Raw genomic sequence first — 26,975 nt, forward strand, 5'->3', positions numbered from 1 at the left:
TTCTAGCTACGAATCCACCCCGACAATTCACGACGCAGCAATTGCTCGAGCATGGTGAGCCCCGCGGGCGACGTATTGAGACAGGAAAGCGCAGCGAACTGCTCGCCCCCGGCTTCGGTAAACTGCTCGCGCCCCTGGATGGCGAGCTCTTCCAGCGTTTCGAGGCAATCTGCGGAAAAGCCGGGTGCCGCGATTGCGAGCCTTTTCGTCCCCGCCTGCGCTTCTTCCTCCAACGTGTCGTCGGTCGCCGGACCCAGCCATTTGGCGGGCCCGAAGCGCGACTGGAAAGTGGTCCGGAAGCGCAGCCCCGGGCGCGCCAGCCGTTCCTGAAGAAGTCGCGAAGTCTTCTGGCAGTGGCAGTGGTACGGATCGCCCAGTTCGAGCGTGCGCTGCGGCATGCCATGAAAACTAAGCAGCAGCACCTCGGGCGCGAAAGCCAGCGCATCGAGTTGGCGTGACAGGTCGTCTGCGAGCGCATCGATATAGGCAGGATCGTCGTGATAGGGTGGCAGTGTGCGGAGCGAAGGTTGCCACCGCATTGCCCGCAGCTTGTCCGCAGCCTTGTCCACAACCGTCGCCGTGGTGGCGGCCGAATATTGCGGGTAGAGCGGCGCCAGCAGGATCCGTTCGCAGCCTGCGTCCATCAACGCCTGGATCCGCTCGGGGATCGAGGGCGTGCCGTAGCGCATGGCCCAGTCGACCGTTACGTCGTCGCCCAGACGCGCCTGCATCGCTTCGGCCTGTTTGCGGGTGATCACCGCGAGCGGCGAGCCCTCCTCGCTCCAGACCTGACTATAGGCATGCGCGCTTTTCTTCGGACGCGTGTTGAGGATGATTCCGCGCAGAATGGGCTGCCAAGCGATAGCCGGGATTTCGACCACGCGCCTGTCGGAAAGGAATTCCGCGAGATAGCGTTTGACCGGGCCCTTCTCGGGCGCGTCGGGCGTTCCGAGATTGACGATCAGGACACCTACCCCACCCGATTTCACGGCGGGATGGTCTGCGGGAAGCTGCTGGTTCTGCCAGGTCATAGACCCTCCGATAGCAAGGGAAGGCGGCGAAAGCGCGCTCCGGTCGCGGAGTAAAGCGCATTCGCGATCGCCGGGGGCGCCACTGCAACGCCGAGTTCGCCCGGATCGAAAGGCGGCGCATCGCTGGCGAGGAACTCGATCACGATTTCGGGACAATCCGCCAATGTCGGCAGCGACAGGCCGGCCAGCCGTTGTGGCACCGGCTTGCCATTTTCGTAGGCCAGGCTCGAACCGGTGGCGAGAGAGAGGCCGAAAATGAGGCCGCCTTCGATTTGCTGGCGCGCGATGTCGTGATTGACCACCCGCCCGATATCGACCGCGGCATGGAGGCGTGTCACCCGTACCCCGCCTTCACCCAGCGCCGCCTGGGCGACACAGGCGATCCGACCGCCGGTGTCGGGCGCGCCTATCCGCGCCATGGCGAGGCCCTGACCCGTGCCGCGGCGGCCGCCATCCCAATTGGCCAGTCGTGTCGCGCGGCGCAGGCAATCGGCCATGCGCGGCATCCGCCCCAGCATTTCCATGCGATAGAGGAATGGATCGCGTCCGGCGCGTTCGGCCAGTTCATCGATGAAGCTCTCGGTGAAGAACGCCGTGTAGGCGGCCGAATTGCCGCGCAGGTGGCCCGTGGGGAATGGCAGGGCCACGGGAAGATGATCGATCGCGACATGGTCGATCGCATAGGGCGGCACCGCCCCCTCGCATGCCAGCGGATCGGCTTCGCCAGCAACGTGTCCGATCGCCGCTTCCGCAGTCTTGTTGTCGAACAGCCGCTGGCCGAATTCACGCATCGTAGACGGCATGGCGAGCTGGGCGCGCCAGGCAGCGATGCGGCCTCCGCTTGCCGGCAGGAAGCCCGCATCGAGCCGCGCAGTGACGGGCGTGCGCACGGGCATGGACTGCATTTCCTGCGCGCGCGGCCAGGTCAATTGCACCGGTTGCCCGATCTCCTTGGCGATCTGTGCGACCTCGATCGCATGGCGCCGTTCGAGCCGGGCGTCGAAACTTCCGCCTGCAGCCGTAGGATAAAGCACCACATCCTGCGCCGCGATGCCGATCGCTTTCGCGGCCGCGCGGCGGGTCAATTCGGGCGCCTGTGCCGCGATCCACAATTCGAGCTTGCCGTCATCGTACCGCGCGGTCGCGCTGGCGGTTTCGATCGTGGCATGGACGGCAGGGGCCACGCTGTAGGTTTGCGTATAGTCCGCGCGCTCCAACTGGCCATCGGGATCGCCCTGTTCGTGCAGACGCTCGGGGGCGACCTGGTCGAACGCGTCATCGAGCGTTTCCAACGCCGGCGCGCTTTCCACTGTGGCGGCACCGATGAAGCGCGGTTTCATCGCGCTGAGCGAACGCTCGGCGATCCACCAGCTCTCGGCCACTGCGGCGAGATAGCGTTTCGATCGCACCACACCAACCAGCCCTTTCAAACCGGCAATCGCCTCGGCATCGAAGGCCGACAATTCGGGTTTGCCCAGCGGCCCGTGGCGGATCGAGGCGTAGACCATGCCCGGCAGCCGGACGTCGCCAGCGAACAGGAATGAACCGTCGACCTTGGAGGGCAGGTCGAGCCGGGGAAACTCGGGCGCCAGTTCGGCCTCGGCGGGAGAAGGATTTTCTGCCGGAGGTTCCACGCGCAAGGGGGCAGGTTCGGGCGGCTCGAAGCTTGCCGCTTCGTCGGCCAGTTCGCCGAAGCCGAGCCGCTGCTCGCCGTGTCGCACCTGACCGGCCGCGACTTCGCATTCCTCCCAGTCGATCCCCCAGCGCTCGGCCGCCGCCATCGCCAGCATGGACCGGGCGCTGGCCGCGGCTTCGCGCAGCGGCGCTTCATAAGCGGCCAACGAAGTGCCATCGGCGGTGACACAAAAAGCGTTGTCGCGCGCGAACCGTTCGGCGAGCAGACTATCGGGATCGTCTGCCAATGCCGGGATGTTCGACCAAAGCGGCGCCCATTTGGCCGCCAGCGAGATATTCGCGTAAAGCCCGGTGGGCGGCGCCGGTTCGACCGCGACCTGCCGCCAGTCGGCGCCGAGTTCGATTGCCACCACCTGGGCGAGCACTGTGGTGACGCCCTGCCCCATTTCGAGCTGGGGAATTGCCACGGTCACCACCCCGTCGCTGCCGATTGTCAGCCAGCCGCCAAAGCCCTGTTCGCCCGGCGCTGGTCGCAAGGGGCTGGGATAGCTGCGCGGCCATAGCCACCAGGCCACGGCGAGCCCGCCACCAAGCGCAGCGCCAACAAAGAGTTGGCGGCGCGTGACGGGAAGGCGGTCTAGTTGTGCGCGCCAATCCATGCGTCGACCTTGGCGGCGATATCGTGGAAGGGAGCACCCAGCGCGCCGGTGTCGAGCGCGGGCGGCGCGCCGCGGTCGCTGCCCTCCCGGATCGCGAGATCGAGGGGGATGCGTCCGAGGAACGGCAGATCGAGCCGCCCGGCCGCGGTTTCGACGCCGCCCTTCCCGAAGGGATCGGATATTTCGCCGCAATGCGGGCAGGCATAGCCCGCCATGTTCTCGACCAAGCCGATGACCGGCACGCCCGCCTGGTCGAACAGTTGCCCGGCCCGCGCCGCATCGATCAGTGCAAGATCCTGCGGGGTCGAGACCAGCACCGCGCCCAGCGGCTTGAAGCGCTGCATCATGGTGAGCTGCACATCACCCGTACCCGGCGGCAGATCGACCACCAGTGTGTCGACATCGCCCCAATGCGCATCGATGAGTTGGGTGAGCGCATTGCCCGCCATCGGGCCACGCCATGCCAGTGCACGCCCCGGTTCGACCAGGTGCCCCATCGACAGCACCGGAATGCCGACCGCGCTCTCCACCGGAACCAGCTTCTTGTCGCGCGCAACCGGTTTTTCGCCCTGATTGCCGAGGATGACCGGCTGCGAAGGCCCGTAAATGTCGGCATCGACCAGCCCGACCTTGTGGCCGCGTTTGGCCAAGCCGATCGCGAGATTGGCGGTCAGCGTGGACTTGCCCACCCCGCCCTTGCCGCTGCCCACCGCGATAATGCGGCGCTGGGTGCGTTCGGCAGTCATCACCACGCGGGTTTCCTGCACGTCGTCGCGCTGGCCGAGGATATCCCCCAGTGCGCGCTCGATGTCGCTACGCTCGCGCTCGCCCAGACCGGCGGCATCGACCACCGCCATGGCTCGGCCATCCTTGATCGTCAGGGCAGAGACGCGGGCGGCGAGGCTGTCGGGGAGCAGCGATTTCGGATCGGTCGAACTCATGGCCGCGGCTGCTGTAGCATCGAAAAGCGCGCGGCAACCCCTGTTTTTCCCGCAAACCGCACCTATAAGAGTTGGCATGAGAATTTTTGACGGGTTCGGACAGAGGATTTCCCTCGCGATGGCGGGCAAGAAAAGCCCATGGGGCGGTGGCTCGGGCAATGATGGCGGCGGCGGTGATGAACCGACCGGTGCGCAGGGCGGCGACAAGCCCAAGGGCCCGCGCAATCCGTGGCTACCTCCCGGTGGCAACAGCGAAGACGGCCGCCGCGCGCCCAATATCGAGGATATCTTCAAGAGCCGCGGCCCCGAAGGCCCGCGCCGCAGCGGTGGCGGTGGCCCGGGCGGCCCCAACTTCCGCTTCCCCCAGCGCCCCGGCGGCAAGAGCTGGTTCCCGCTGGCGGTGGCCGGCATCGTGATCGTGGGCCTGCTGGCCACGAGCGTTCACCTCGTCGGTCCGCAGCAGGAAGGCGTCGTCAAAACGCTCGGCAATTACACGCGCAATATGGAACCGGGCCTGAACTTCTCGCTCCCCTTCCCGATCGAGACGGTCGATATCGAAGATGTCGAGGGCGTGCGCTCGGTCCGTATTCCGGGCAATGACAACCAGGCCAAGCTGATCCTGACCGGCGACCAGAACCTCGTCGATCTCAGCTATATCGTGCGCTGGAACATCAAGGATCTGGCCAATTACAAGTTCCGCGTCGTCGACCCGATCGAGACGGTGAACGAAGCGGCCGAGGCCGGAATGCGCGCAGCTGTCGCGGAAACCGAGCTCGACGAAACCTTCTCGGGCCAAGGCCGTGCGGCGATCGAGCTGGACGTGCGCGAACGCATGCAACGCACGCTCGACGGCTACCAGGCGGGTGTCCGCGTGCTAGGTGTCGAGATCGAAAAGGCCGACCCGCCGGCACAGGTGGTCGACGCGTTCCGCGACGTGCAGGTCGCCGAACAGAATGCCGACGCGGCGCGCAACCAGGCACGCGGCTACGCGCAGCAGGTGCTGGCACAGGCCGAAGGTGAAGCGGAGGCCTTCGACAAGGTCTATGCCCAGTATCGCCTCGCCCCGCAGGTGACGCGTCAGCGTCTTTATTACGAGACCATGGAACGCGTGCTCAGCCAGACCGACAAGACCATCGTCGAAACCAACAACGTCACGCCTTATCTGCCGCTGCCGGAAATCCGCCAGCGCGCGCAGAGGAGTGCCCCCGCCACCGTCGTGACCGCACCGGAGGGCCAGTGACATGAGCAATTTCCTGCAGAACCATCGCAATTCCGTCATCGCGCTTGCCGTGCTGGTGATCGGGTTCATGATGAGCGCCTATGTCGTTCCGGAAGAGGAACAGGTGGTCATCATCCGCACGGGTGAACCGGTTGGCGTGGTCAACACGCCCAACGGCTCGACCAATGCCGGGCTCTACTTCCGCATTCCCTTCATCGACAGCGTCAACCGCGTCGAAAAGCGGCTGCTCGATCTCGAGATGACCGACGAGGAAGTGCTGTCGGCCGACCAGCAGCGCCTGCTCGTCAACGCCTATGCGCGCTTCCGCATCACCGATCCGGTGCGCATGGTGGAACGTGCGGGCTCGACCGACGGCGTGCGCAATGCGCTGGAACCGATCCTCAACTCGGTACTGCGTCAGGAACTGGGCCGGCGCACCTTCCAGGCGATGCTGACCGCCGAACGCGGCAGCGCGCTGGCCAATGTGCGCACCAATCTCGACCGGCAGGCACGCCAGTACGGTGCCGAAGTGGTCGATGTGAAGATCATGCGCACCGACCTGCCCGAAGCGCCGCTGCAATCGGCGTTCCGGCGGATGGAATCGGACCGTGAACGCGAAGCGCGGACGATTCGCGCCCAGGGTAGCCGCGATGCGCGCATCATCCGTGCCGATGCCGATGCGGAAGCCGCGCGGATCTATGCCGAGGCGTTCGGCAAGGATGCCGAGTTCTACGATTTCTACCGTGCGATGCAGAGTTACGACGCGACCTTCTCGAATGACGAGAACCCGTCCGAAAGCAGCATCATTCTGTCGCCGGACAATGAATATCTGCGGCAGTTCCGCGGGCGGCGTTGATCGTTCGTCGAGCGAAGGCAACGCTGTTCAAACGGTATTCAGCGGCGGGCGCGACATTCGCCCGCCGAACCGCGGATCAGGCATGAAGGCAGGTTTCCTGCCGCGCGCCTGGCCCGCATAGAAGAGAAGAGGACGAAGAGGACGTGAAGCCCGTGCGATATGCATATTCCGTGACGAGCGCGCTGCTTGTGGGTGGCGCTGCGATCTCGCTCGCGACCGGCTATCCGGCCGGCGCGCAGGTCGCGCAGAACGACGACAGCCAGATGGCGCGCGTCGTGCCGCGCGCCGGTGCTCCCGAGAGTTTCGCCGATCTGACCGCGCAGCTCCAGCCGGCCGTGGTCAACATCTCGACCCGCCAGCGGATCGAGGTGTCGAACAATGCGGGCAATCCCTTTGCCGGCACGCCTTTCGAGGGCCTGTTCAACCGCCGCGGCGGCCAGCAGCAGGAGCCGCAATACCGCGAAGGCCAGTCGCTGGGTTCGGGCTTCATCATCTCTGCCGACGGCTATGTCGTGACCAACAATCACGTGGTCAGCCCGACGGGTCGCGGGACGGTCGAAGAAATCACCGTCACCATGCCCGATGGCACCGAATACAATGCCGAACTGGTGGGCACCGATCCACAAAGCGACCTTGCGGTGCTCAAGATCAGCCGCGGCGCGGCCTTCCCCTATGTCGAGTTCGGCGATTCCTCGCAGGCGCGCCCGGGCGACTGGGTGGTCGCGATCGGCAATCCCTTCGGTCTCGGCGGCACGGTGACCAGCGGGATCGTTTCGGCGGTCTATCGCAACACCGGCCAGGGCGGCGCGTACGACCGCTATATCCAGACCGATGCCGCCATCAATCGCGGCAATTCGGGCGGTCCGCTGTTCGACATGCAGGGCAATGTCATCGGCATCAACAATGCGATCTTCTCGCCCTCGGGCGGCAGCGTGGGCATCGGTTTCGCCATTCCTGCCGAGATCGCAGCGCCCATCGTCGCCCAGTTGCGTGATGGCGTCGAGATCGAGCGCGGCTATCTCGGCGTCTCGATTTCGCCGTTGACCGACGACCTCGCCGATTCGCTGGGTATCCCCCAGAACAGCGGTGAATTCATCCAGTCGGTCCAGCCGGGCGAAGCGGCTGAACAGGCCGGCATCCGTGCGGGCGATGTCGTGACCAAGATCAACGGCCGCGATGTCACCCCGGACCAGACGCTGTCCTATCTCGTGGCCAACATTGCGCCGGGCACCACGATCCCGGTCGAGCTGGTTCGTGAAGGGCAAACGCGCCGCGTCAACGTCACGGTCGGCAAGCGCCCGAGCGAGGAAGAACTGCGCCAGCAACAGCAGTTCAACCCCGATGGCGATGACGAAGATCCGATGGAGCCCGGCGACAACACGGTGATCGAGGAGAAGCTCGGCCTGCAGGTCCTGCCGCTCAACGCGCAGATCCGTCGTCAGCTGGGCGTAGGAAGCGACACCCAGGGCCTGGTGGTCGCGGGCGTCGACCAGAATGCCGATGCAGCGCGCAAGAACCTGCGACGCGGCGATATCATCCTGTCGGCCAATTACCGCGAAGTGACCACGCTGGAACAGCTCGAAGCCATCATCGAGACGGCCGAAAACGAAGGCCGCGACGCCGTGCTGCTGCGCGTGCAGCGACGCGGTTCGCAAGCCGCCTATGTCGCGGTGCGCTTGCGCTAGCGCGAGCCAACGACAAGCCGGCAGAACAAGGGCGGCCCTTCCTTACGGAGGGGCCGCCCTTTTCGTTGCTCGCGATCAGTCGGTTATTACTGAAGCTGTGGCTGAGTAGGCCGTGCAGTGGGCGCAGCGCGCGGTTCGCGCCGCGCCCCGGTCGCCTCGTCGAGGAAGTCGTCCCCGATCGCCTGCGGGGCACCGTCCGCGCCGCGCGGTGTCTTCTGCGGTACGCGCTGGCCGGGCTGTGCGGGAACCCGCGGCCGGTCGGGATCGAGCGTCCGATCGAAATCGTCGGCGAAGGGATCGCCGCGCGAACTGTCGCTGGTTCCGGGCTCGATCAGATTGCCCTGCTCGTCGATGAAGTAGTAATCCTCCGGATCGCCGAGCATGTATTCGTCGTCCGGCTCCAATTGCCATTCGGGCAATTGCAGATCGGTATCGAACTCCTCGACCGGGCGATCCTTGACCGCATAGCGCATGTAGGCGGCAAAGGCGCGTGCCGGGGCAGTCCCGCCCTGCAATCCGCCAACGCGGGCATTGTCGTCGCGGCCCATCCATACGCCGGTGGTGATGCCGCTGGAGAAGCCGACGAAATAGCCGTCCTTGTTCGAGCTGGTGGTCCCCGTCTTGCCTGCGACCGGGCGGCCGATCTGCGCTGCGCGTCCGGTGCCCGTAGCCACCGCGGTTTGCAGCAGATCCGTGATCCCGGCGGCCACGTAATCGGGCACCAGTTGCGACCGGCGAGGGGCTTCGTGCTGGTAGAGCAGCTCGCCCTCGGCGGTTTCGACCTTGAGGATGCCATAGGGTTCGACCGAACTCCCCTTGGCCGACACGACGGCGAAAGCGCGGGTCATGTCGATCAGGCGAACCTCGTTCGAGCCCAGCACCATGGCGGGATAGGTGTTGATCTCGGTGGTGATGCCGAAACGCCGCGCCATCGAGGCAACGGTGCCGAAGCCGACTTCGTTGCCGAGCTGCGCGGCCACCGTGTTGATCGAATAGGCGAAGGCGGTGCGCAGATCGATCTCCCCAACGTTGCGTCCGCTCGAATTGCGCGGCCTCCAGCCGTCGATATCGACCGGCGTATCGACCACCCGGTCGTCGGGCGTGTAGCCCGACTCGAGCGCGGCGAGATAGACGAACAGCTTCCACGAGGAACCCGGCTGGCGCATTGCATCGGTCGCGCGGTTGTAATTGGTCTGGACGTAGTCGGTACCGCCGACCAGCGCGAGCACGGCTCCGTCGCGATCCATGCTGACCATCGCGCCCTGCGCCCCATCGGGCGTGTTCGACTTGATCGATGCGGTCGCCGCGCGCTGCATGCCCACGTCGAGCGTGGTCCAGACCTCGATCGGTTCGAAGGTCTCGGGCAACAGCAGGTCGAGCTGCGGCAGCGCCCAGTCGGTGAAATAACGCACCGAGTTCTGGCTCGCCTCTTCCTTGAGCCGCACCGCGCTCGGGTCGACCGTGACATCGGGCGAAATGCGGCCCTGCTCCTTCATCAGCCGCAGCACCACGCTGGCGCGGCCGACCGCGGCATCTACATCGGCGGTGGGCGAATAGCGGCTGGGCGCCTTGACGAGGCCCGCGATGATCGCCGCCTCGGCCACCGACAGTTCGGTCGCGGGATGGCTGAAGAATTTCCGGCTGGCCGAATCGATGCCATAGGCTCCGCCACCGAAATAGACCTTGTTGAGATAGAGCTCGAGGATCTGCTCCTTCGAGAATTTCCACTCGAGCGCCATCGCCAAGATCGCCTCGCGCGCCTTGCGGTCGATCGAGCGGTTGTTGTTGAGGAAGACGTTGCGTGCAAGCTGCTGGCTGATGGTCGAGGTCCCGCCCACGCGTGCGCGCGACCCGGTGATGCCTTCGATGATCGCCCCGCCCGTACGCACCGGGTCGATCCCGAAATGCGAATGGAAACGCCGGTCCTCGACCGAAATCATCGCGTCTTTCATCACCTGCGGGATCTCGTCCGACGTCAGCCATTTGCCGAAGCTGGGGCCCAGTTCGACGATCTCGGTACCGTCGCGCGCGCGCACCACGATGGTCTGCGCGGTCTGCGTGGCCTTGAGCTGGTAGTAGCTTGGCATCGAACGCGCGGCGAAAGCCACCGCCAGAGCGATGAACAATGCCCCGAGCAGCGCAATCGCGCCGCCCCACACCAGCAGGCGCCGGGTCCAGCGTTGCAGGCGGCCCTGCGGCTTGTCCGCCGCTGCGCGTGCGGCGCGTTGCTTGCGCGCCGAACTCTTGCGGCGGCTCCCTCGTTTATCCATTGCTTATGCAGGCACCCTTGTTGCTTGCCGCCCTATAAAAGCCGCGCCCTCGCATGGCGAGAGCTAACCGGGCGTGAACGGGCGCGCCCCTGTTCCGCGCGATCAATTCTCGGGTTCGAAATCGAGCGCTGCCGAATTGATGCAATACCGCATGCCCCCGCGATCGCGCGGCCCGTCGGGGAAGACATGCCCCAGGTGGCCACCGCAATTGGAACAGGTCACTTCGGTGCGGACCATCCCATGCGAAGTATCGCGATGTTCGTCCACTGCCTCGCCTTCGGCAGGCGCGGTAAAGGCCGGCCAGCCGCAGCCGCTGTTGTATTTGGCGTCGCTCTCGAACAACTTCTGGCCGCAGCCCGCGCAGTAATATTCGCCTTCGTCGTAGTGCTTGTCGTATTTACCGGTGAAAGCACGCTCGGTCCCGGCCTCGCGCAGCACGTGGTATTGTTCGGGGCTGAGCTTCTCGCGCCATTCGGCTTCGCTGAGTTCGGGCTTGTCGGGCACGGCTTGTCCTTTCATCGCTGATCTCCCATATAGGGCGAACCGGAGCCGTTGCACGCGGTTCCGCGAATGGTCGACGATTTGCTTGACGATTCGCAGGGGCGGCGCTAAGTGCGCCGCTTTCCGGCGGCCCTTGCCGCCTTTTCGCACGCAATACAGAGATTTCCGCCGCGCATGTCGTGCGGCCTGACGAGGACAGATATGGCCAACACGCCGCAAGCCAAGAAGCGCATCCGTCGCAACGAAAAGCGCGCCGAGATCAACGGTGCCCGCATGAGCCGCATCCGCAACTTCCTTAAGAAGGTGGAAGTCGCGATCGAAGGCGGCGACAAGGATGGCGCGCAGAGCGCTCTCAAGAGCGCCCAGCCCGAACTGGCGCGTGGCGTGGCACGCGGCGTGCTCCACAAGAACACCGCTGCGCGCAAGATGAGCCGCCTCAGCAAGCGCGTCGGCGCTCTCTGATCACGGCTCCGTCCCAAACGGGACGGCTTGTCAGAAGCATTGCAAAGGGCTGCCGGGATCACCGGCGGCCCTTTTGTCGTATTCCGGTTGTGTAATGACACCGGTCCGCAATGACGCTGTAACATAAACCCCCGGAATTCCGCGATTCGCCGGTGCGCTTTCGTCTAAATTGTTTGTTTTCATCGACTTGAACGGGGGTCTGCGGGCTAGGGTCGAGTCAACAAGTATATTTCATAAAAATTGCAGTTATCCCCCTTGCGACTCATCCGGCGAGCGACCTACACAATGGTTCTCGGCCCGGGGCGGGACAGCCCGGGCTTTTAAATAATCGATGTGCGAGGGTGCCTCCGGATGATCTGATTCCGGAGATGGGCGATGCTGTGCCCGAACCTAGCCGATGTGTAAAAATAAGCAGGCGGCGTCGAAGCTGGCCGGGGGTGACAAGTATATGCGTAAGACATCGGACATCGGCGCGAAGAAAGCACAGGACGATTTCATGGAAGATCAAGACGCAGTGAACCTGGCGGCGGACTGGGCCGACATCAGCCAGGGCCTGCGCAAGGATCTGGGTCACCAATTGCACAGCCAGTGGATCAAACCGATCCAGGTCGGCGGGATCGACCGCGACACCGGCACACTCGACCTTTTCCTGCCGACCGAGTTCAGCGCGAACTGGGTGAAGGATCGCTTCGCCGATCGGCTGAGCCTCGCGTGGAAGATCGCGCGCAGCGAAGTGCGCGACGTTCGCATCCAGGTGCACCCCGGCCGCCGCCAGGTCGCCGATCTGCGGCTGCATGCGGACGGTCGCCGCCCAGCCAATGACGGCGCCGACAATTCGATGATGGCGATCAGCGCCGATACGCTTGGCGACGCCGGTTTCACCAGCTCGGTTGGGCTCGACCCCAGCCTGACCTTCGCCGCCTTCATCACCGGCGAAGCGAACGTGCTCGCCTTCAATGCCGCGCAGCGCATGGGCGCGACCGAGAAGCCGCAGTTCAGCCCGCTCTACCTCAAGGCCGCCACCGGCCAGGGCAAGACGCACCTGCTGCACGCAATCGGCCACAGCTTCCTTCAGGCGCATCCGCGCAGCCGGATCTTCTACTGCAGCGCCGAGCGCTTCATGGTCGAATTCGTCCAGGCGCTGAAGGCCAACCAGATGCTGGAATTCAAGGCCCGCCTGCGCAGTTTCGACCTGCTGTTGGTGGACGACATTCAGTTCATCATCGGCAAGGCCAGCGCGCAGGAAGAACTGCTCTACACGATCGATGCGCTGCTGGCCGAAGGCAAGCGACTGGTGTTCGCCGCAGACCGCGCGCCGCAGGCACTCGACGGGGTCGAACCGCGCTTGCTCAGCCGCCTGTCGATGGGGCTCGTCGCCGATATCCAGGCGGCCGATATCGAACTACGCAAGAAGATCCTCACCTCCAAGCTCACCCGCTTCGCGCCTCTCGAGGTTCCGGCGGACGTGCTCGATTTCCTCGCGCGCACCATCACGCGCAACATCCGCGAATTGGTCGGTGGCCTGAACAAGCTGATCGCCTATGCCCAGCTGACCGGGCAGGAAGTGTCGCTGCAGCTGGCCGAAGAGCAGCTGACCGACATCCTGTCGGCCAACCGCCGCCGGATCACGATCGACGAAATCCAGCGCACCGTGTGCCAGTTCTACCGCATCGACCGCAGCGAGATGAGCAGCAAGCGCCGTGCGCGCGCCGTCGTCCGGCCGCGGCAGGTGGCGATGTATCTTTCCAAGGTCCTCACCCCGCGCAGCTATCCCGAGATCGGGCGCAAGTTCGGCGGGCGCGATCATTCGACCGTTATCCACGCGGTGCGGCTGATCGAGGACCTGCGCCAGCGCGATGCCGACATGGATGGCGACGTGCGCAGCCTGCTGCGTCAGCTCGAGAGCTGACCGAGGACGCGGGGGCCGCCAGCGCCCCCTTCCCCAGGCTATCCACCCGTGATCGACAGCCTTGTGAACAGGGCTGTCGACAGCCGCGATGCGAGGCGTCAAAGAGCGCGCATGTCGCTTGAAGCACCCAAGGCGCTGCGCGCCGATGTCGCACTGCCCCGGTCGTTCGGTGCGGCGCTCCTGCGCGGTGTGCGGTGCCGCTGCCCACGCTGCGGCGACGCCCCGCTGTTCCGCAAATGGCTCAAGCCGCACGACAATTGCCCCGCCTGCGCGCTCGACATTTCGGGCCAGCGGGCGGACGATTTCCCCGCCTATGTCTCGATCTTCGTCACCGGGCATCTGCTCGCGCCCATCCTGATCATGCTGGGAAGCGACTTCGCGCTGTCGACCTTTGCGATCCTCGCGATCACGCTGCCGCTCGCGGTGGTCTTCATGCTTGCCACGCTGCAGCCCGCCAAGGGCGGCGTTATCGCATTGCAATGGTGGCATGGCATGCATGGCTTCAGGCGCGAACGGCATCCCGAAAGCGACGAGGACGCGGCATGAGCCTCGACGCCGAACGGCTCGATCGCTTCGCGCGCCATATCGTCCTGCCCGAGATCGGCGGCGCGGGGCAGGTCGCGCTTGCCGGCAAGCATCTGGTGCTGGTGGGGCTTGGCGGGATCGGTTCGCCCGCGCTGCAATATCTCGCCGCCGCGGGGATCGGACGCCTGACGCTGGTCGATGATGACAAGGTCGAGCTGTCCAACCTGCAACGCCAGACGTTGTTCAACACGCGCGATGTCGGTCATGGCAAGGCAGTGATCGCCAAGCGCTGGGTGACCGGCTTCGATCCCGCGCTGGACGTCACGATCAGTGATCGCCGGATCACCCGCGACAATGCACATGAGTTGGTGATCGACGCCGACCTCATTCTCGACGGAACCGACAATTTCGCCACGAGGCTCGCGGTATCCGACGCCTGCGTGGCTGAACGCGTGCCGCTGCTCTCGGCCGCCGTCGGCCGGTTCCAGGGGCAGGTCGGCGCCTTTGCCGGGCATTTGCCGGGCGAGGCCTGCTACCGCTGTTTCGTCGGCGATGCGTTCGACGCGGAAGACTGCGATACCTGCGCGGAGGACGGGATGCTGGGCGCGATGGCGGGCTGGGCCGCCAGCTTCGCCGCGCTGCAGGCAGTACGCATCCTGCTCGACGGGGCCAGCACGCTGGGCGAAAGCGACTGGGGCCGCGTGCACCTTCTCGACGGGCTGAAACCGGCGTTGCGCAGCTTCACCATCGCCAAGGATCCCGCCTGCAGCGGGTGCGGCTTAGCCGCCTAGAACCTCGTCCACCCATTGCGGCACGAGCTGCGATGCCGGCCCCTGCCGCGTCTCGTGGAACCAGCGCGAACCCTGGCTGGCTTCGAGGTTTAGTTCGAGCGTGCGCACCCGCATCGCCCGCGCTTCCTGCACGAACCCCGCCGCGGGATAGACCGCGCCAGACGTACCGATCGAGACGAACATATCCGCCTGGCGCAGCGCGGAGTGGATTCGATCCATCTCGTAAGGCATTTCGCCGAACCACACGACATCGGGACGCAGGCTGCGTGCACCGCATTCGGGGCAGGAGGGGCGATCGATCATCGGGCCCGTCCACGGAGTCCGTGCATCGCAAGCGGTGCACCAGGCATTGAGATGCGTGCCGTGCATGTGCAGCACCCGCCCCGCCCCGGCGCGCTCGTGCAGATCATCGACGTTCTGCGTGACAATCAGCAACTCGCCACCCCAATCGCGATCGAGACGCGCCAGCGCCTCATGCGCCGGATTGGGTTGCTTGGTCTGGATCGCCTCGCGGCGCATGTCGTAGAAGCGCAGCACGAGATCGGGATCACGCGCGAACCCTTCGGGCGTGGCGACGTCCTCCACCCGGTGCTGTTCCCACAACCCGCCCGCATCGCGGAAGGTATCGATGCCGCTTTCGGCGGAAATCCCCGCCCCGGTCAGGATCACGATGTTGCGCATCTCTCTCATTTGCCCTCAAGTAGCGATGCGGTAGGGCAAGTCAAAGAGCGGCCCCACCGCCGGGGGCGAAACGGAGCGAGAATGGCGCAAATCGGGATAATCGGCAGCGAAGGTGCAATGGGTCATGCGCTGGCGCGTGTCATCGAAGATGCCGGACACACATTGTCGGGCGGGATCGATCGCGGCGGCGATGCCGCGGCGTTGGCCGATGCGAGCGACGTACTGGTCGATTTCTCGGCACCGCAAGCGCTCGATGCCAATCTGCATGCCGCGATCGGGGCCGGCGTCCCGCTGGTGATCGGCACGACCGGGCTCGAGGATCGCCATCACGCCGCGATCGACGAGGCCGCGCGCGCGGTTGCCGTCCTGCAGACCGGCAACACCTCGCTCGGCGTCACGCTGCTGGCGCATTTGGTGCGCGAGGCCGCGGCGCGGCTTGGTCCGGACTGGGACGTGGAAATCGTGGAAATGCACCATCGCCGCAAGGTCGACGCACCAAGCGGGACCGCTCTGCTGCTAGGCGAGGCCGCCGCGGCAGGGCGCGGGATCGACCTCGCTGCGCATGCGGAACGCGGGCGCGATGGCCATACCGGCGCGCGACAGGAAGGCGCGATCGGCTTCGCGGCCTTGCGCGGGGGCACCGTTGCGGGCGAACACAGCGTGATCCTCGCAGGAGAGGAGGAACGCCTCACCCTGTCGCACAGCGCGGAGAATCGGAGCATTTTCGCGCGGGGCGCGATCCGTGCGGCGGAGTGGCTGATCGGCCGCGCACCCGGGCGCTATTCGATGGACGAGGTGCTGGGGCTCTGACGGGATGACGTTGCGCGCGCGCCTCCACCGGCAATTGCACATCGGATCATGGCCCGATGGCAAGCTTACCGGGCTCAACGTCTTCGTCGTCTGGACCATCCTCGCCGCGCTGCTGGTGGGCATCGTCGCCACCGAACCGCAGATCCGTATTCCCTACCAGCACGAAATACTGGTCGCCGAATTCGTGTTCGGCACGATCTTCCTGCTCGAATATCTCGGCCGCATCTTCGCTGCACCCGAGGCGGAGGGGCCCGGGTCGGCATGGGGCAAGCGCCTGCGCTTCATCTTTTCGCCCATCGGGCTGATAGACCTGCTGGTGGTGGTGGTCAGCCTCGCGCCCTTCTTCATCGCCAATGCGGCAGTCCTGCGCGTAATCCGGCTGCTGCGCATTATCTCCATCCTCAAGTTCAGCCGCTTTTCGGCCGCCATGCGCGAAATCGGCGCGGCGCTGCGCGAACGCAGCTACGACCTGCTGGTCTGTGCCACGCTGGCGCTGGTGCTGGTACTACTCGGCGCGGCCGGCCTGTACTGGGTGGAAGGCAGCCTGCAGCCCGAGCAGTTCGGCTCGATCCCCCGCGCGCTGTGGTGGGCAGTCATCACGCTGACCACGGTGGGATATGGCGACGCCTATCCTGTCACCACCGCCGGCCGCCTGATCGGCGCGCTGGTCGCGATCGGCGGGGTGCTGCTCGTGGCCCTGCCCACCGGTATCGTCGCCGCCGCCTTCTCCGATGCGATGCAGCGGCGCCGTGAAGCGATGGCGCGCGCGCTCGAGGAAATGGAGGGCGCGCTCCCCGAATAGGCGGCACTCGGATATGACCAAGGACCAGATCTTCGAATTCTTCCGTCGGCTGGCGGAGGACAATCCCTCGCCCGAGACCGAGCTCGAATACGGCAATGCCTACCAGCTTGTGGTGGCCGTGGCGCTGTCGGCGCAGGCGACCGACGTGGGCGTGAACAAGGCCACGCGCGCGCTGTTCCGGGGGGTCGAGACGCCCGCCCAGATGCTCGCGCTGGGCGAAGACGGGCTGAAGGAGCACATCAAGACCATCGGCCTGTTCAATTCGAAGGCCAAGAACGTGATCGCGCTCAGCCAACTGCTGGTCGACGAATATGGCGGTGAGGTTCCCGACACGCGCGAGGACCTCGTCCGCCTGCCGGGCGTCGGCCGCAAGACCGCCAATGTCGTGCTGAACTGTTGGTTCGGACAGGAGACCTTCGCGGTCGACACGCATATCCTGCGCGTCGGCAACCGCACCGGCCTCGCCAAGGGCAAGACGCCCGAGCAGGTCGAGGCGAAGCTAGAGAAGCGCGTGCCTGAGCCCTTTCGGCTGGGCGCGCATCATTGGCTGATCCTGCACGGCCGTTATGTCTGCAAGGCGCGCACGCCCGAATGCTGGCGTTGTCCGGTGGTCGATCTGTGCAGCTACCGGAAGAAAATGCTGGAGAAGCCCCAAGGGCGTTAATCAACTGTTCTCGTCTGATCAGTTCCGCACTTAGAACAAATTTTCGCAGGCACAGGACCGGGTAATGTGACAACTCCCCAAAGGTAGTCGTTCACGAAGAGTGATCGTCCGCAGCTTCGGCATCGGATCAGCAGAGATGCGAGGCTTGCCATTCCAAATATGATGAGAAACGCAAAGAGCACAGGCTCGCGATTCCGAGCTTCGACGCCCAAACTATCCAAAATTGTGGGAAGCCCAAACCATAGCGGAGCCAGCGCTATCAAACCTAGAGATAAGCGCAGCGCCCGGGAATAGGGACTGAGTTCCGACCAGCTAGACATCGTCCGCGGAGATCATCTCGCGCGTGTCGATCTCGCCCGTCATCACAGCCACCGTGGTCGCCACCGCAGCATCGCCGCTGACATTGGTGGTGGTGCGCATCATGTCCATGATCCGGTCCACCCCGGCGACGAAGGCGATCGTTTCGAGCGGTACGCCGACCGCACCGAACACCAGCGCCATCATGATCAGGCCCGCGCCCGGGATGCCCGCCGCGCCGACCGCGCCGAGCGTCGCAAGGATCGAGATGAGGAAATAATCGCCCATCGACAGGTCGACCCCGAAGATCTGCGCCCCGAACAGCGTGGCGAGGCCGAGGTACATCGCGGTGCCGTTCATGTTGATCGTCGCGCCGAGGCTGATGACGAAACTGGCCACCGAGTTCGACACGCCGAGATTGCGCTCCGCACAGCGCAGCGTCACCGGCAGCGTCGCATTGGAGCTGGCGGTGGAATAGCTCACCGCCATCGCATCGACGATGCCGCGGAAGAAGTCGCGCACCGGCAACCGGGCGAGGAACTTGATCATGCTGCCGTAGATCAGCGCGATGATCAGCAGGCAGCCGAGATAGTTGAGCCCGACCAGCTTGGCGAGGCTGACCAGCGCGTCGAGCCCCAGCGTACCCGCCACCCACGCCATCAGCGCGAAGACGCCGAAGGGGGTCAGTTCCATCACGATCATGGTGACCTTCTGCATGATCACCGCACCGCTATCGAAGACCTTCTGGACGGGCAGCCCGTCTTCCTTGGCCATCAAAATGCCGATGCCGATCAGCAGGCTGAAGACGATCAGCGGCAGCACCGCGACATCGGCCATCACCTGCACCGGGCTTTCGGGTACGATCGACAGGACCATGTCGACCGCGGTGGTTTCATTGGGTTCGGGGGTGGCCCCCTTCTGGATCACGCTGGTGTCGAGTCCCGCGCCCGGCTGGACCAGCGTGCCGAGGCCCAGCCCCATCCATACCGCGATCTGGCCTGTCACCACGAAGAGCAGCATCGCTCTGCCCCCGACCGCGCCGAGCTTGCGCAAATCCCCGATCGCCGCCACGCCCGAGACGAGGCTGAAGAAGATCAGCGGGACGACCAGCATCTTGATCGCCTTGATGAAGAAATCGCCGATCCACTTGATGCTTTCGGCTTCGGGGCCCCAGGCCCAGCCGGTCAGAACGCCGAGAATGAGCGCGGTAATCACGCGCTGCCACAGCGGAATCTCGAACCAGGTCTTCAGCAAATCCCAACCCCTTGTTTTCAGATCGTCGTCTTCAAATCACTGCGTGCAGCGCATGCCGCGCGGCAATTCATGCCGCAACTGTCGCGGCTTGCATAGCTTTGTGACCCCGCTGCCCGCTCAGCCGGCGAGCACGTCGCGCGCGATGCGCGTGTAGATCCGGCTCAGCGTGACGAGGTCCTCCACCGCCACCGCTTCGTTCGTCTTGTGCATGGTGGCGTTGACGAGCCCGAACTCGATCACGGGGCAGACCGCACGCAGGAAGCGCGCATCCGACGTGCCGCCGGTGGTGGAGGGCTCGGGATCGACACCGGTCTCTGCCTTGACCGCCGCCGCGATCGCATCGCTGAATGCGCCGGGCGGGGTCAGGAACGGCTCGCCGCTGATGATCGGCAGAGCGCTGCCACCATGCTTCTGCGCGATTGCGCCGACCTTCTCGGACAAGGAGGCGCCCGAATGCAGGTCGTTGAAGCGGATCGAGATGCGCGCCTTGCCCACTGCAGGGATCACATTGTGCGCATCGTTAGGCACGTCCACCTCGGTCACTTCGAGATTGCTCGGCTGGAACCAGTCGGTGCCCTCGTCGAGCACCAGCGCATCCAGTTCGGCAAGCATCGCGACCAGCTTGGGGATCGGGTTATCCGCCAGATGCGGATAGGCGACATGCCCCTGCGTCCCCTGCACTTCGAGCCAGATGTTGACCGAACCGCGGCGACCGATCTTCATCATATCGCCCAGCCGGTTGACGCTGGTGGGTTCACCGACGAGGCACAGATCGGGCTGGTGCCCCGCTTCGCGCATGAAGTCGATCAGCGCGCGCGTGCCGTGCAGCGCGGGGCCTTCCTCGTCGCCGGTGATGATGAAGCTGATCGTCCCCGCATCGGCAGGCACCTGCGCCGCCGCATCGACCATGCAGGCGATCGCGCCCTTCATGTCGACCGCGCCGCGGCCATAGAGCAACTCGCCGCGCACTTCGGGTTCGAAGGCCTCGCTGGTCCAGCCGCCACCGGGAGGGACCACGTCGAGATGGCCGGCAAAGGCGAAATGCTTCGAGCCTTCGGGCCCTCGGCGGATTGCGAAGAGGTTCTCGACCGGTGCTTCGGGGCTGCCTGCGGCGCCTTCTCCGCGGGTGAAGCGCGTTACCTCGAAACCGAGCGGAGCCAGCATCGCTTCGAGCGCATCGAACACTTCCCCCGTGGCGGGGGTGACACTGGGCGCGGCCATCAGCCGCTTGGCGAGATCGAGAACATCAGTCATGCTGCACGCGCTAGCAGGAGTGCGCAGCGATGCCCAAGCTCGATCTCGATGCCATCCCCCAGACCAATGCGACGGGCTATCCCGCGCCGTTCGATGCGCCCGTGAGCGGCCGCCGCTACCGCCGCCTTGCCCCGGCCTGCGGGCTCGAGCATCTGCGCGCGAGCCACGTCGTGCTCGAGCCGGGCGCCTGGTCGAGCCAGCGGCACTGGCACACCGATCTCGACGAACTGCTGGTGATGCTCGCAGGCGAAGCGGTGCTGGTCGAGGACGATGGCGAAACCGCCGTGCGCCCCGGCGATATCCTCGCCTGGCCCGCGGGCGCAGCCAATGGCCACCACCTGCAGAACCGTGGCGAGGAGCCTTGCGTCTTCGTGGTCGCTTCTGCGGGCGAGTTCGCCATCGACGGCGGCCAATATCCCGATATCGACATGCGGTTCAGCCCCAAAGGCTATTTCCGCCGCGATGGCAGCCGCTACGAGACCGAGCGCATTCCCTAGTCGCGATCCTCTTCGGGCAGCGGCCCGGGCTCGAAGGCGCGGTCGAGATATTCGGCCATGCGCAGGCCCGCCTGCAGCACGCGGCGCCGCGCGATCGGGGCCGAGCGTTCGATCAGTTCCTGCGACAGCGCGGTTTCGCGCGGCAGCTCGCCCTCGCACGGGTCGCAGCCGAAGGTTTCGGGATAGATGAAATCGCGCGCAATCTGCCAGCTTTCGCGGCCCCAGTCGGCGGCCTTGCCCCCAGCCAGTTCGGCGCGTTCGGCCGCGCCGTAGCGCCGCGCGATCGGCGGATCGCCGCTGATCGCGCGTTCGGCCAGCGGCCCGTCCCACACCCAGTGCAGGTTCAGCCCCGGGACGATGCCATAGGCGGCCTCGCGGTCGTTGCCGCCGCGGTCGTCGTGATCGCCCGAATGCAGCGGCATGTGGATGTCGCCGATGAAGTGGACGAGGAAGGCGAGCGCTTCCACCCGGACATTATCGGGCAGGCTCTCATCGGCGAGGATCCGCTGGTTGCGTTCGACCTGCGCGCTGACGCAGCCGAGGCCCGAGCAGTTCTTGCGCGCGTCATATTCCTCGGTGACCGGCTCGGTCTGGTAGTGCCAAGCGAAGGTATGCCCCCAGCGCCAGTACTGGCCGCGCAGGCAATCGGGCCACACGCTCGCATCCTGCAGGCTGTCCAGATCGCATTCGGGCGTGCCCAGCATGGGCGCGGCCTCGAGCAGCCGGTCGATCTCCGCACGCGTATCGGGGCGCACGTTCTCAAGCGCGATATCGGCAGTCACCGTATGCGCGTAGAAGCCCCAGGCCTGCGCCTGTACGGGCAGCAGCAGTGCGGCCAGCGCCGCACATGCGCTCAGGCAATGGTTTCGTATTGTTCGATGACCCATTCTTCGTTGTCCGATGCCTCGATCCAGGTTTGCAGCCACTCATGCTCCCACACCGCCTGCATATAGGCCGCGGCAAAACCGGGAACGGGGATCTGGTAGCTGATGAAACGTGACACGACCGGGGCGAAGTAGACATCCGCCGCGCCGAATGTGCCGAACAGGAAGGGGCCGCCGCTGCCAAAGCGGCTGCGTGCTTCCGCCCACAGGCCGAGGATGCGCAGGATGTCCTGCCGGCAGGCCTCGCTCGGCGTGAAGCCCTCGAAGCGCTTGCGCACGTTCATCGGGCATTCGCCGCGCAGCGCGTGGTATGAGGAATGCATTTCTGCGACCATCGAACGCGCCATGCCGCGCGCGACCGCGTCCTTGGGCCAGAACCGGTCGCGCCCGACCTTGTCAGCGAGATATTCGAGGATCGCGAGGCTGTCCCACACCACCGCTTCCTCGTCCCACAGGATCGGCACCTTGCCATGCGAAGGCTGCGTGCCGCCATCCTCGCTCTTGAGCGCATACCATTGCTTGCCGAACATCGGCACGGTGATTTCCTCGAAGGACAGGCCCGACTGCTTGGCCGCGAGCCAGCCGCGCAGGCTCCAGCTCGAGTAATTCTTGTTGCCGATGATCAGCTTCATGTGTGCACCCACCTTGCGTGGGGCGGCGGTAGAGGCCCGGCCGGGTACTGTCGAGGCTGAACAGGCAAGGTTGCCCGGCCCCGGATCGTCATTCCCGCGCAGGCGGGAATCCAGACAACGGCAGCGACGCTCGATACGGTTTCCATTGGGCGGAAGGTGTGCCAGCAAGACCCCTTATCTAGGTCCCTGCCTCCGCAGGGGCGACGGAGTAGACATGTCGCTCAGACCCTTCCACCTCGCCTTCCCCGTCCACGACCTCGCCGCTGCGCGCCGCTTCTATGGCGAAACGATGGGTTGCCCCGAAGGACGGTCGAGCGGCGAATGGGTCGATTTCGATTTCTACGGCCACCAGATCGTCGCGCACCTTGCTCCCGGCGAAGCGGGCGACCGTGCGAACAACCATGTCGACGGGCACGGCGTGCCCGTGCCGCATTTCGGGATCGTGCTGGCGATGGCGGACTGGCAGGACCTGGCGGAACGGCTCGAGGCCGCAGGCACCGAATTCGCGATCCCGCCGACCATCCGCTTCAAGGGACAACCCGGCGAACAGGCTACGATGTTCTTCCGCGACCCCAGCGGCAACGCGCTGGAGATGAAAGCCTTCGCCGACGACGCGATGCTGTTTGCAACCTGATTGTCCTTCAAGCCGCTAGCGCCCCGGGAGCGAACGATCCCGAAGCGAGTTTGGCAGCTCCCTTTCTGACTATACCAGCCAGCTTCTCGGCCCGTGGCGAGCGGGTCTTCCGTTTCAGTGTTATGAGGTGGAGTTGGAGGATGCTGGGTTCTGGAAATGGCGCGATCGAAAGGCGCTCCCTTTCGGGGAAGGCCAAGACACCGCTGCGCGGCAGGATCGAATAGGCCACCCCTTGCGCAACCGGCTCGGGGATCTGCCCGATTTGATTGACGAAGCTGCGCACGTGCAACCGTTCCGCACCGCGGTATTCGCTACCGAAATTGGCACCAAGAACCGCATCGGCATATGATGCCCCGTCGGGGTGCTCGACGAAGCCCAGCGACTGCAGTTGCTCGAAACCGGGCAAGCGTCCTTCCCATTCCAGCGGCAAGATGAGATCGAGGGGTTCCGGGCCGAGGTGCTCGCTCATCAAACGTGGATGGCGCGGCGCATCCCCCACGACACCAATGTCATAAGTACCCGCCAGAACCCCGGATACAATGCTTTCCTCTGGTGCCGCAGTCAGGCTCACACGAACGCCGGGAGCCTCGGCCATCCATGCGATCAGGCTGGGATAGAGCAGCATTGCGAAACTGCCCGAACAAGCGACGCTCACCGATCCTCGATCCTCGTCCGCGTCGTCGAGACTGTCGAGGAAATCGCGCTCGAGGCGCCAGCGTGCGCGGGCCATGGCGAGGGTTTTCTCCCCGGCATCGGTGAGGACGAAACCGCGCGTACCTCGCTCTACCAGGGCCAAGCCCAATTGCTCTTCCAGCTTCGAGATATGCTGGGACATTCCTGGCTGGGTCATCTTGAGACGCTCGGCCGCGCGCGTGAAATTACCTGCTTCGCACAGGACGGTAAAGGATCTCAGCCACCGGGAATTGAGCTCTGCCATAACGCAGCATTATCATATCCATGTGGAATGATAATTTCTAATTGTAGTGTGCAAGGTCGATATGGGCGCGATCAAGCAGTGAAAGGATACACGATGAACGTATCGCCCAAGACATTCTCGCACATCGGCCTTTCGGTCCCCGACCTCGAGGCCGCCGTGAAATTTTACACCGAGGTTCTCGGCCTATACACCATCATGGAGCCAACCGAGGTGATAGAGGACGACAGTCCAATCGGCGTGATGTGTACCGACGTGTTCGGCCCGAACTGGAAGTCGCTGAGGATCGCCCATCTTGCCACGGCTGACCGCATAGGCATCGAGATTTTCGAGTTTCCCGAGAACTATGCCCCAAGCGACAATCTCGACCACAAGCGCCACGGCACGTTCCACTTCTGCGTCCAGGACCCCGACGTTGAAGGACTGGTCGAAAAGATCGTGGCGGCTGGCGGCAAGCAGCGGATGCCGATCCGCGAATATTACCCCGGCGAGAAACCCTATCGCATGTGCTATGTCGAAGATCCGTTCGGCATCGTCTTCGAGGTCTACAGCCACAGCTACGAGCTGACCTACTCGGAAGGTGCCTACTCCTGAAGCCGGGGTCGGGTGGGAGACCCTCACCCGACCGACTGGCTTACACATTATGGCCTAGCAGCGCCTTGGCCCTAAACGCCCGCGTCCCCCAGCACAGCCGCTCTCAGTTCGCCGATACCCATGCCCTTTTCGGCGCTGGTCACGTGGATTTCGGGGAAGGCGGCGACGTGCTTGCGCGCTTCGGCTTCGGTCGCCTCGATCACCTTGGCAAGTTCGCTGGCCTTCATCTTGTCGGCCTTGGTCAGCACGACACGGTAACCCACCGCGGCCTCGTCGAGCATTTTCATCATCTCGCGGTCGACATCCTTGGGGCCGTGGCGCCCGTCGACCAGCACCAGCGTGCGCGCGAGCACCGGGCGGCCGCGGAGATAGGTCTTCACGAGGCTCTTCCACTTTTCGACGACCTTCACCGGCGCCTTGGCAAAGCCGTAGCCAGGCATGTCGACAAGGCGGAACAGCGTGGGATCGCCGATCTCGAAAAAGTTGAGTTCCTGCGTGCGGCCCGGCGTCACCGAGGCGCGCGCGATAGCCTTGCGCCCGGTAAGCGCGTTGAGCAGCGAGCTCTTACCCACGTTCGACCGGCCGCAGAAGGCGATCTCGGGCACGGTGGGTTCGGGCAGGAACTTGAGCTGCGGGGCCGAGAGGAGGAAATCCACCCGACCCGAAAACAGCTTGTTCGCACGCCGTTCGAGCGCGGCCCGCTCGGCGGCTTCCTGTTCGTCCATCAGCTTGCCTTGGCCGCTTCGGCCGCCTTCTTCTGTTTCTCTTCCTCAATCGAGGCGCGCAGCTGCGGATGCTTCGAATAGAGGTATTTCTGCTGCGCCAGCGTGAGGATGTTGGAGGTTACCCAGTAGAGCAGCAGGCCGGCCGCGAAGGGCGCCATCACGAACATCAGGATCCACGGCATGATGTCGAAGATCTTCTGCTGCATCGGGTCCATCTGGCTGGGGTTGAGGCGGAAGGTCAGCCACATAGTGAAGCCGAGCAGTACCGCGAGCACGCCGAGCCCGAAAATGATCATCAGGAACTGCGGCACGTCGATCCCGACATAGGCCAGCGCATTGGCGAGGTTGGCCGGATCGGGCGCAGACAGGTCCTTGACCCAGAGGAAATCGCGGTGGCGCATCTCGATCGCGAGGTAGAGCACCTTGTAGAGCGCGAAGAACACCGGGATCTGTAGCAGCATGGGAAGACAGCCCGCTACCGGGTTGACCTTCTCCTTCTTGTACAGCTCCATGATCTCCTGCTGCTGCTTGGGCTTGTCGTCCTTGTACTTCTCCTGGATCGCCTTCATTTTCGGCTGGATCGCCTTCATTTCGGCCATCGAGGCGAAGCCCTTCTGCGCGATCGGGAACATCAGCCCGCGCACGATGAAGGTCAGCGCGATGATCGCGATGCCGAAATTGCCCACCGCGTCGTAAATCGTGCGGAGCAGCCACAGCATCGGCTTCTCGAACCAGCGGAACCAGCCCCAGTCGATCGCGAGGCCGAATTTCTGCAGCCCGGCGTCCTCATAGCTGTCGAGCACCGCGCTTTCCTTGGCCCCGGCATACAGCCGCGAGGTGACCGTGAGCGCATTGCCAGAAGGCAGCGTGGTGGCTTCGTAGATCATGTCGGCGCGATAGGTTTCATTGCCCATCGCGCGGAAGGTGGTTTCGGGCGCAGCGTCGTCCTGCGGGACGAGTGCGGCGAGCCAGTAGATATCGGTAAAGCCCGCCCAGCTGGTGCGGCCTTCGGGCGAGACGCGCTGGTCTTCGTCGAGATCGTCATAGTCGACATCGTATTCGGCGGTATCGCCGAAGACGCCGATCGGGCCCGAATGAGCGATCCACAGATCCTCGCTCGCGGTGCGGCTGGTGCGATTGACGAGGCCGAACGGCTGGACGACCACCGGATTGCTCGCAGTGTTGGCGACCTTCTGTTCGGCGGTGACCATGAACTGGTCGTCGATCGAATAGCGGATCGAGAAGGTCAGCCCCTCGCCATTGTCATGCGTCAGCGTGACCGGCGTGTCGGCGGTCAGCACGTTGCCATCGGCTTCCCACAGCGTCTGCGGCCCGGGCACCTTGAGGTTCGAGCCGACCCAGCCGAACTGCGCGAACTGCTGCGCCGGCGTGCCATTGGGCGAGAAGATGCGAACCGGTTCGCTATCCTTGCGGGTGGTCTCGTTATAGCCCTTGAGCACCACGTCATCGATCACCCCGCCGCGCAGGTTGATCGAACCCGCCACGCGCGGCGCATCGATGCGCAGGCGGTCGGGGCTGGCCAGCGCAACCTTGAGATCGGCGACCTCCTGCGCGCGCATCGCCGGATCGACGAGCCCGCCGGTGCGCGAATGCTGCGTCGCCGCGGCCTGGCTGGCCTGTTCGGTCGGCGTGTCCGCCCGGTCTTCGACCAGCGCCTGTTCGGGCTGCGGGTAGAAATAGTCCATCGCCGAAGTCCACCCCAGCAACAGCAGGAAGGAAAGCGCGATGGCGAGGATCAGGTTACGCTGGTTGTCCAAGGTCGGTCCCGTCTTTGTCCGGTCGAATACAGAATGTGGGGAGGTGTCTTA

Annotated in this window: 26 protein-coding genes; 13 read left to right on the forward strand and 13 right to left on the reverse strand. The window is 64.9% G+C overall.

What is annotated here, in order from left to right; all coding sequences use genetic code 11:
• Positions 1–2 precede the first annotated feature (2 nt).
• Genes hemH through FHS69_RS11425 form a run of 3 tightly spaced genes read right to left on the reverse strand, consistent with a single transcriptional unit; the run spans position 3 to position 4,266 of the window.
• The gene (hemH, locus tag FHS69_RS11415; RefSeq protein WP_166777796.1) at positions 3–1,031 is read right to left on the reverse strand and encodes a ferrochelatase; all 1,029 of its coding nucleotides are present in this window, start codon (positions 1,029–1,031) and stop codon (positions 3–5) included.
• The gene (locus FHS69_RS11420; protein ID WP_166777797.1) at positions 1,028–3,325 is read right to left on the reverse strand and encodes a xanthine dehydrogenase family protein molybdopterin-binding subunit; all 2,298 of its coding nucleotides are present in this window, start codon (positions 3,323–3,325) and stop codon (positions 1,028–1,030) included. Before FHS69_RS11420 ends, hemH begins: the two co-directional genes overlap by 4 nt.
• Positions 3,304–4,266 carry an Mrp/NBP35 family ATP-binding protein gene (locus tag FHS69_RS11425; RefSeq protein ID WP_130587210.1) on the reverse strand — a complete coding sequence of 321 codons (963 nt, stop codon included), beginning with the start codon at positions 4,264–4,266 and terminating at the stop codon, positions 3,304–3,306. The genes FHS69_RS11420 and FHS69_RS11425 overlap by 22 nt, the downstream gene beginning before the upstream one ends.
• 118 nt (positions 4,267–4,384) lie before the next feature.
• On the opposite strand from FHS69_RS11425, the gene hflK reads away from it, so the two are divergent.
• The 3 genes from hflK to FHS69_RS11440 all read left to right on the forward strand — a co-directional run bounded on the left by hflK (position 4,385) and on the right by FHS69_RS11440 (position 8,026).
• Positions 4,385–5,506 (forward strand): protease modulator HflK, encoded by a 1,122-nt coding sequence (gene hflK, locus FHS69_RS11430; protein ID WP_067505422.1) that lies wholly within the window; start codon positions 4,385–4,387, stop codon positions 5,504–5,506.
• A 1-nt stretch (position 5,507) separates the two neighbouring features.
• Positions 5,508–6,341, forward strand: a complete 834-nt coding sequence (gene hflC / locus FHS69_RS11435) for a protease modulator HflC (protein WP_166777798.1) — start codon at positions 5,508–5,510, stop codon at positions 6,339–6,341.
• A 152-nt stretch (positions 6,342–6,493) separates the two neighbouring features.
• The gene (locus FHS69_RS11440) at positions 6,494–8,026 is read left to right on the forward strand and encodes a Do family serine endopeptidase (RefSeq protein ID WP_166777939.1); all 1,533 of its coding nucleotides are present in this window, start codon (positions 6,494–6,496) and stop codon (positions 8,024–8,026) included.
• A gap of 86 nt (positions 8,027–8,112) precedes the next feature.
• Here FHS69_RS11440 and FHS69_RS11445 read toward each other — a convergent pair whose 3' ends face one another.
• Entirely contained in the window at positions 8,113–10,296 is a 2,184-nt protein-coding gene (locus FHS69_RS11445) for a transglycosylase domain-containing protein (RefSeq protein ID WP_166777799.1), read from the reverse strand.
• Positions 10,297–10,398: 102 nt separating this feature from the next.
• On the reverse strand, positions 10,399–10,815 hold the full coding sequence (msrB, locus tag FHS69_RS11450) for a peptide-methionine (R)-S-oxide reductase MsrB (protein ID WP_208380330.1): 417 nt from the start codon (positions 10,813–10,815) through the stop codon (positions 10,399–10,401).
• Positions 10,816–10,998: 183 nt separating this feature from the next.
• Here msrB and rpsT point away from each other — a divergent pair, with 183 nt between their 5' ends.
• From rpsT to FHS69_RS11470, 4 genes are all read left to right on the forward strand, one after another.
• Entirely contained in the window at positions 10,999–11,259 is a 261-nt protein-coding gene (gene rpsT / locus FHS69_RS11455) for a 30S ribosomal protein S20 (protein WP_067468665.1), read from the forward strand.
• A 448-nt stretch (positions 11,260–11,707) separates the two neighbouring features.
• On the forward strand, positions 11,708–13,168 hold the full coding sequence (dnaA, locus tag FHS69_RS11460) for a chromosomal replication initiator protein DnaA (RefSeq protein ID WP_067468907.1): 1,461 nt from the start codon (positions 11,708–11,710) through the stop codon (positions 13,166–13,168).
• A gap of 111 nt (positions 13,169–13,279) precedes the next feature.
• Positions 13,280–13,714 carry a DUF983 domain-containing protein gene (locus FHS69_RS11465; RefSeq protein WP_166777800.1) on the forward strand — a complete coding sequence of 145 codons (435 nt, stop codon included), beginning with the start codon at positions 13,280–13,282 and terminating at the stop codon, positions 13,712–13,714.
• Positions 13,711–14,484, forward strand: a complete 774-nt coding sequence (locus FHS69_RS11470; RefSeq protein ID WP_166777801.1) for a HesA/MoeB/ThiF family protein — start codon at positions 13,711–13,713, stop codon at positions 14,482–14,484. The genes FHS69_RS11465 and FHS69_RS11470 overlap by 4 nt, the downstream gene beginning before the upstream one ends.
• On the opposite strand, the gene FHS69_RS11475 is transcribed toward FHS69_RS11470, so the two are convergent.
• Entirely contained in the window at positions 14,473–15,174 is a 702-nt protein-coding gene (locus FHS69_RS11475) for an NAD-dependent deacylase (protein ID WP_166777802.1), read from the reverse strand. The two genes, FHS69_RS11470 and FHS69_RS11475, sit on opposite strands and share 12 nt — an antisense overlap.
• Positions 15,175–15,246: 72 nt before the next feature.
• On the opposite strand from FHS69_RS11475, the gene dapB reads away from it, so the two are divergent.
• Genes dapB through nth form a run of 3 tightly spaced genes read left to right on the forward strand, consistent with a single transcriptional unit; the run spans position 15,247 to position 17,441 of the window.
• Complete coding sequence (dapB, locus tag FHS69_RS11480; RefSeq protein ID WP_166777803.1) at positions 15,247–15,975, forward strand: 4-hydroxy-tetrahydrodipicolinate reductase; 729 nt, start codon at positions 15,247–15,249, stop codon at positions 15,973–15,975.
• 4 nt (positions 15,976–15,979) lie between these two features.
• Entirely contained in the window at positions 15,980–16,777 is a 798-nt protein-coding gene (locus FHS69_RS11485; RefSeq protein WP_067505435.1) for an ion transporter, read from the forward strand.
• A gap of 13 nt (positions 16,778–16,790) precedes the next feature.
• Entirely contained in the window at positions 16,791–17,441 is a 651-nt protein-coding gene (gene nth, locus FHS69_RS11490) for an endonuclease III (protein WP_166777804.1), read from the forward strand.
• Positions 17,442–17,753: 312 nt separating this feature from the next.
• On the opposite strand, the gene FHS69_RS11495 is transcribed toward nth, so the two are convergent.
• Both FHS69_RS11495 and dapE read right to left on the reverse strand, forming a co-directional pair.
• Positions 17,754–18,992 carry a dicarboxylate/amino acid:cation symporter gene (locus FHS69_RS11495; protein WP_067468645.1) on the reverse strand — a complete coding sequence of 413 codons (1,239 nt, stop codon included), beginning with the start codon at positions 18,990–18,992 and terminating at the stop codon, positions 17,754–17,756.
• A gap of 117 nt (positions 18,993–19,109) precedes the next feature.
• A complete protein-coding gene (dapE, locus tag FHS69_RS11500) occupies positions 19,110–20,246 on the reverse strand; it encodes a succinyl-diaminopimelate desuccinylase (RefSeq protein WP_166777805.1) in 1,137 nt (378 codons plus the stop codon).
• Positions 20,247–20,275: 29 nt separating this feature from the next.
• Between dapE and FHS69_RS11505 the strand changes: the two genes are divergently transcribed.
• Positions 20,276–20,743, forward strand: coding sequence for a cupin domain-containing protein (locus tag FHS69_RS11505; RefSeq protein WP_166777806.1), 468 nt, complete (start codon positions 20,276–20,278; stop codon positions 20,741–20,743).
• On the opposite strand, the gene FHS69_RS11510 is transcribed toward FHS69_RS11505, so the two are convergent.
• On the reverse strand, positions 20,740–21,630 hold the full coding sequence (locus tag FHS69_RS11510; RefSeq protein WP_166777807.1) for a S1/P1 nuclease: 891 nt from the start codon (positions 21,628–21,630) through the stop codon (positions 20,740–20,742). The genes FHS69_RS11505 and FHS69_RS11510 overlap by 4 nt on opposite strands.
• Positions 21,597–22,259 (reverse strand): glutathione S-transferase family protein, encoded by a 663-nt coding sequence (locus FHS69_RS11515; protein WP_166777808.1) that lies wholly within the window; start codon positions 22,257–22,259, stop codon positions 21,597–21,599. The genes FHS69_RS11510 and FHS69_RS11515 overlap by 34 nt, the downstream gene beginning before the upstream one ends.
• 214 nt (positions 22,260–22,473) lie before the next feature.
• Between FHS69_RS11515 and FHS69_RS11520 the strand changes: the two genes are divergently transcribed.
• Positions 22,474–22,893, forward strand: a complete 420-nt coding sequence (locus FHS69_RS11520; protein WP_166777809.1) for a VOC family protein — start codon at positions 22,474–22,476, stop codon at positions 22,891–22,893.
• Between the two features lie 7 nt (positions 22,894–22,900).
• On the opposite strand, the gene FHS69_RS11525 is transcribed toward FHS69_RS11520, so the two are convergent.
• A complete protein-coding gene (locus tag FHS69_RS11525) occupies positions 22,901–23,830 on the reverse strand; it encodes a LysR family transcriptional regulator (protein ID WP_166777810.1) in 930 nt (309 codons plus the stop codon).
• 93 nt (positions 23,831–23,923) lie between these two features.
• Between FHS69_RS11525 and FHS69_RS11530 the strand changes: the two genes are divergently transcribed.
• Positions 23,924–24,421 (forward strand): lactoylglutathione lyase family protein, encoded by a 498-nt coding sequence (locus tag FHS69_RS11530; RefSeq protein ID WP_166777811.1) that lies wholly within the window; start codon positions 23,924–23,926, stop codon positions 24,419–24,421.
• A gap of 71 nt (positions 24,422–24,492) precedes the next feature.
• Here the strand turns inward: FHS69_RS11530 and yihA are convergent, their stop codons facing one another.
• Together yihA and yidC are read right to left on the reverse strand one after the other, a co-directional pair.
• A complete protein-coding gene (yihA, locus tag FHS69_RS11535; RefSeq protein ID WP_166777812.1) occupies positions 24,493–25,146 on the reverse strand; it encodes a ribosome biogenesis GTP-binding protein YihA/YsxC in 654 nt (217 codons plus the stop codon).
• A complete protein-coding gene (gene yidC, locus FHS69_RS11540; RefSeq protein WP_166777813.1) occupies positions 25,146–26,924 on the reverse strand; it encodes a membrane protein insertase YidC in 1,779 nt (592 codons plus the stop codon). Before yidC ends, yihA begins: the two co-directional genes overlap by 1 nt.
• Positions 26,925–26,975: the final 51 nt, after the last annotated feature.

This window comes from Qipengyuania flava, from assembly GCF_011762005.1.
Taxonomy (GTDB): domain Bacteria; phylum Pseudomonadota; class Alphaproteobacteria; order Sphingomonadales; family Sphingomonadaceae; genus Qipengyuania; species Qipengyuania flava.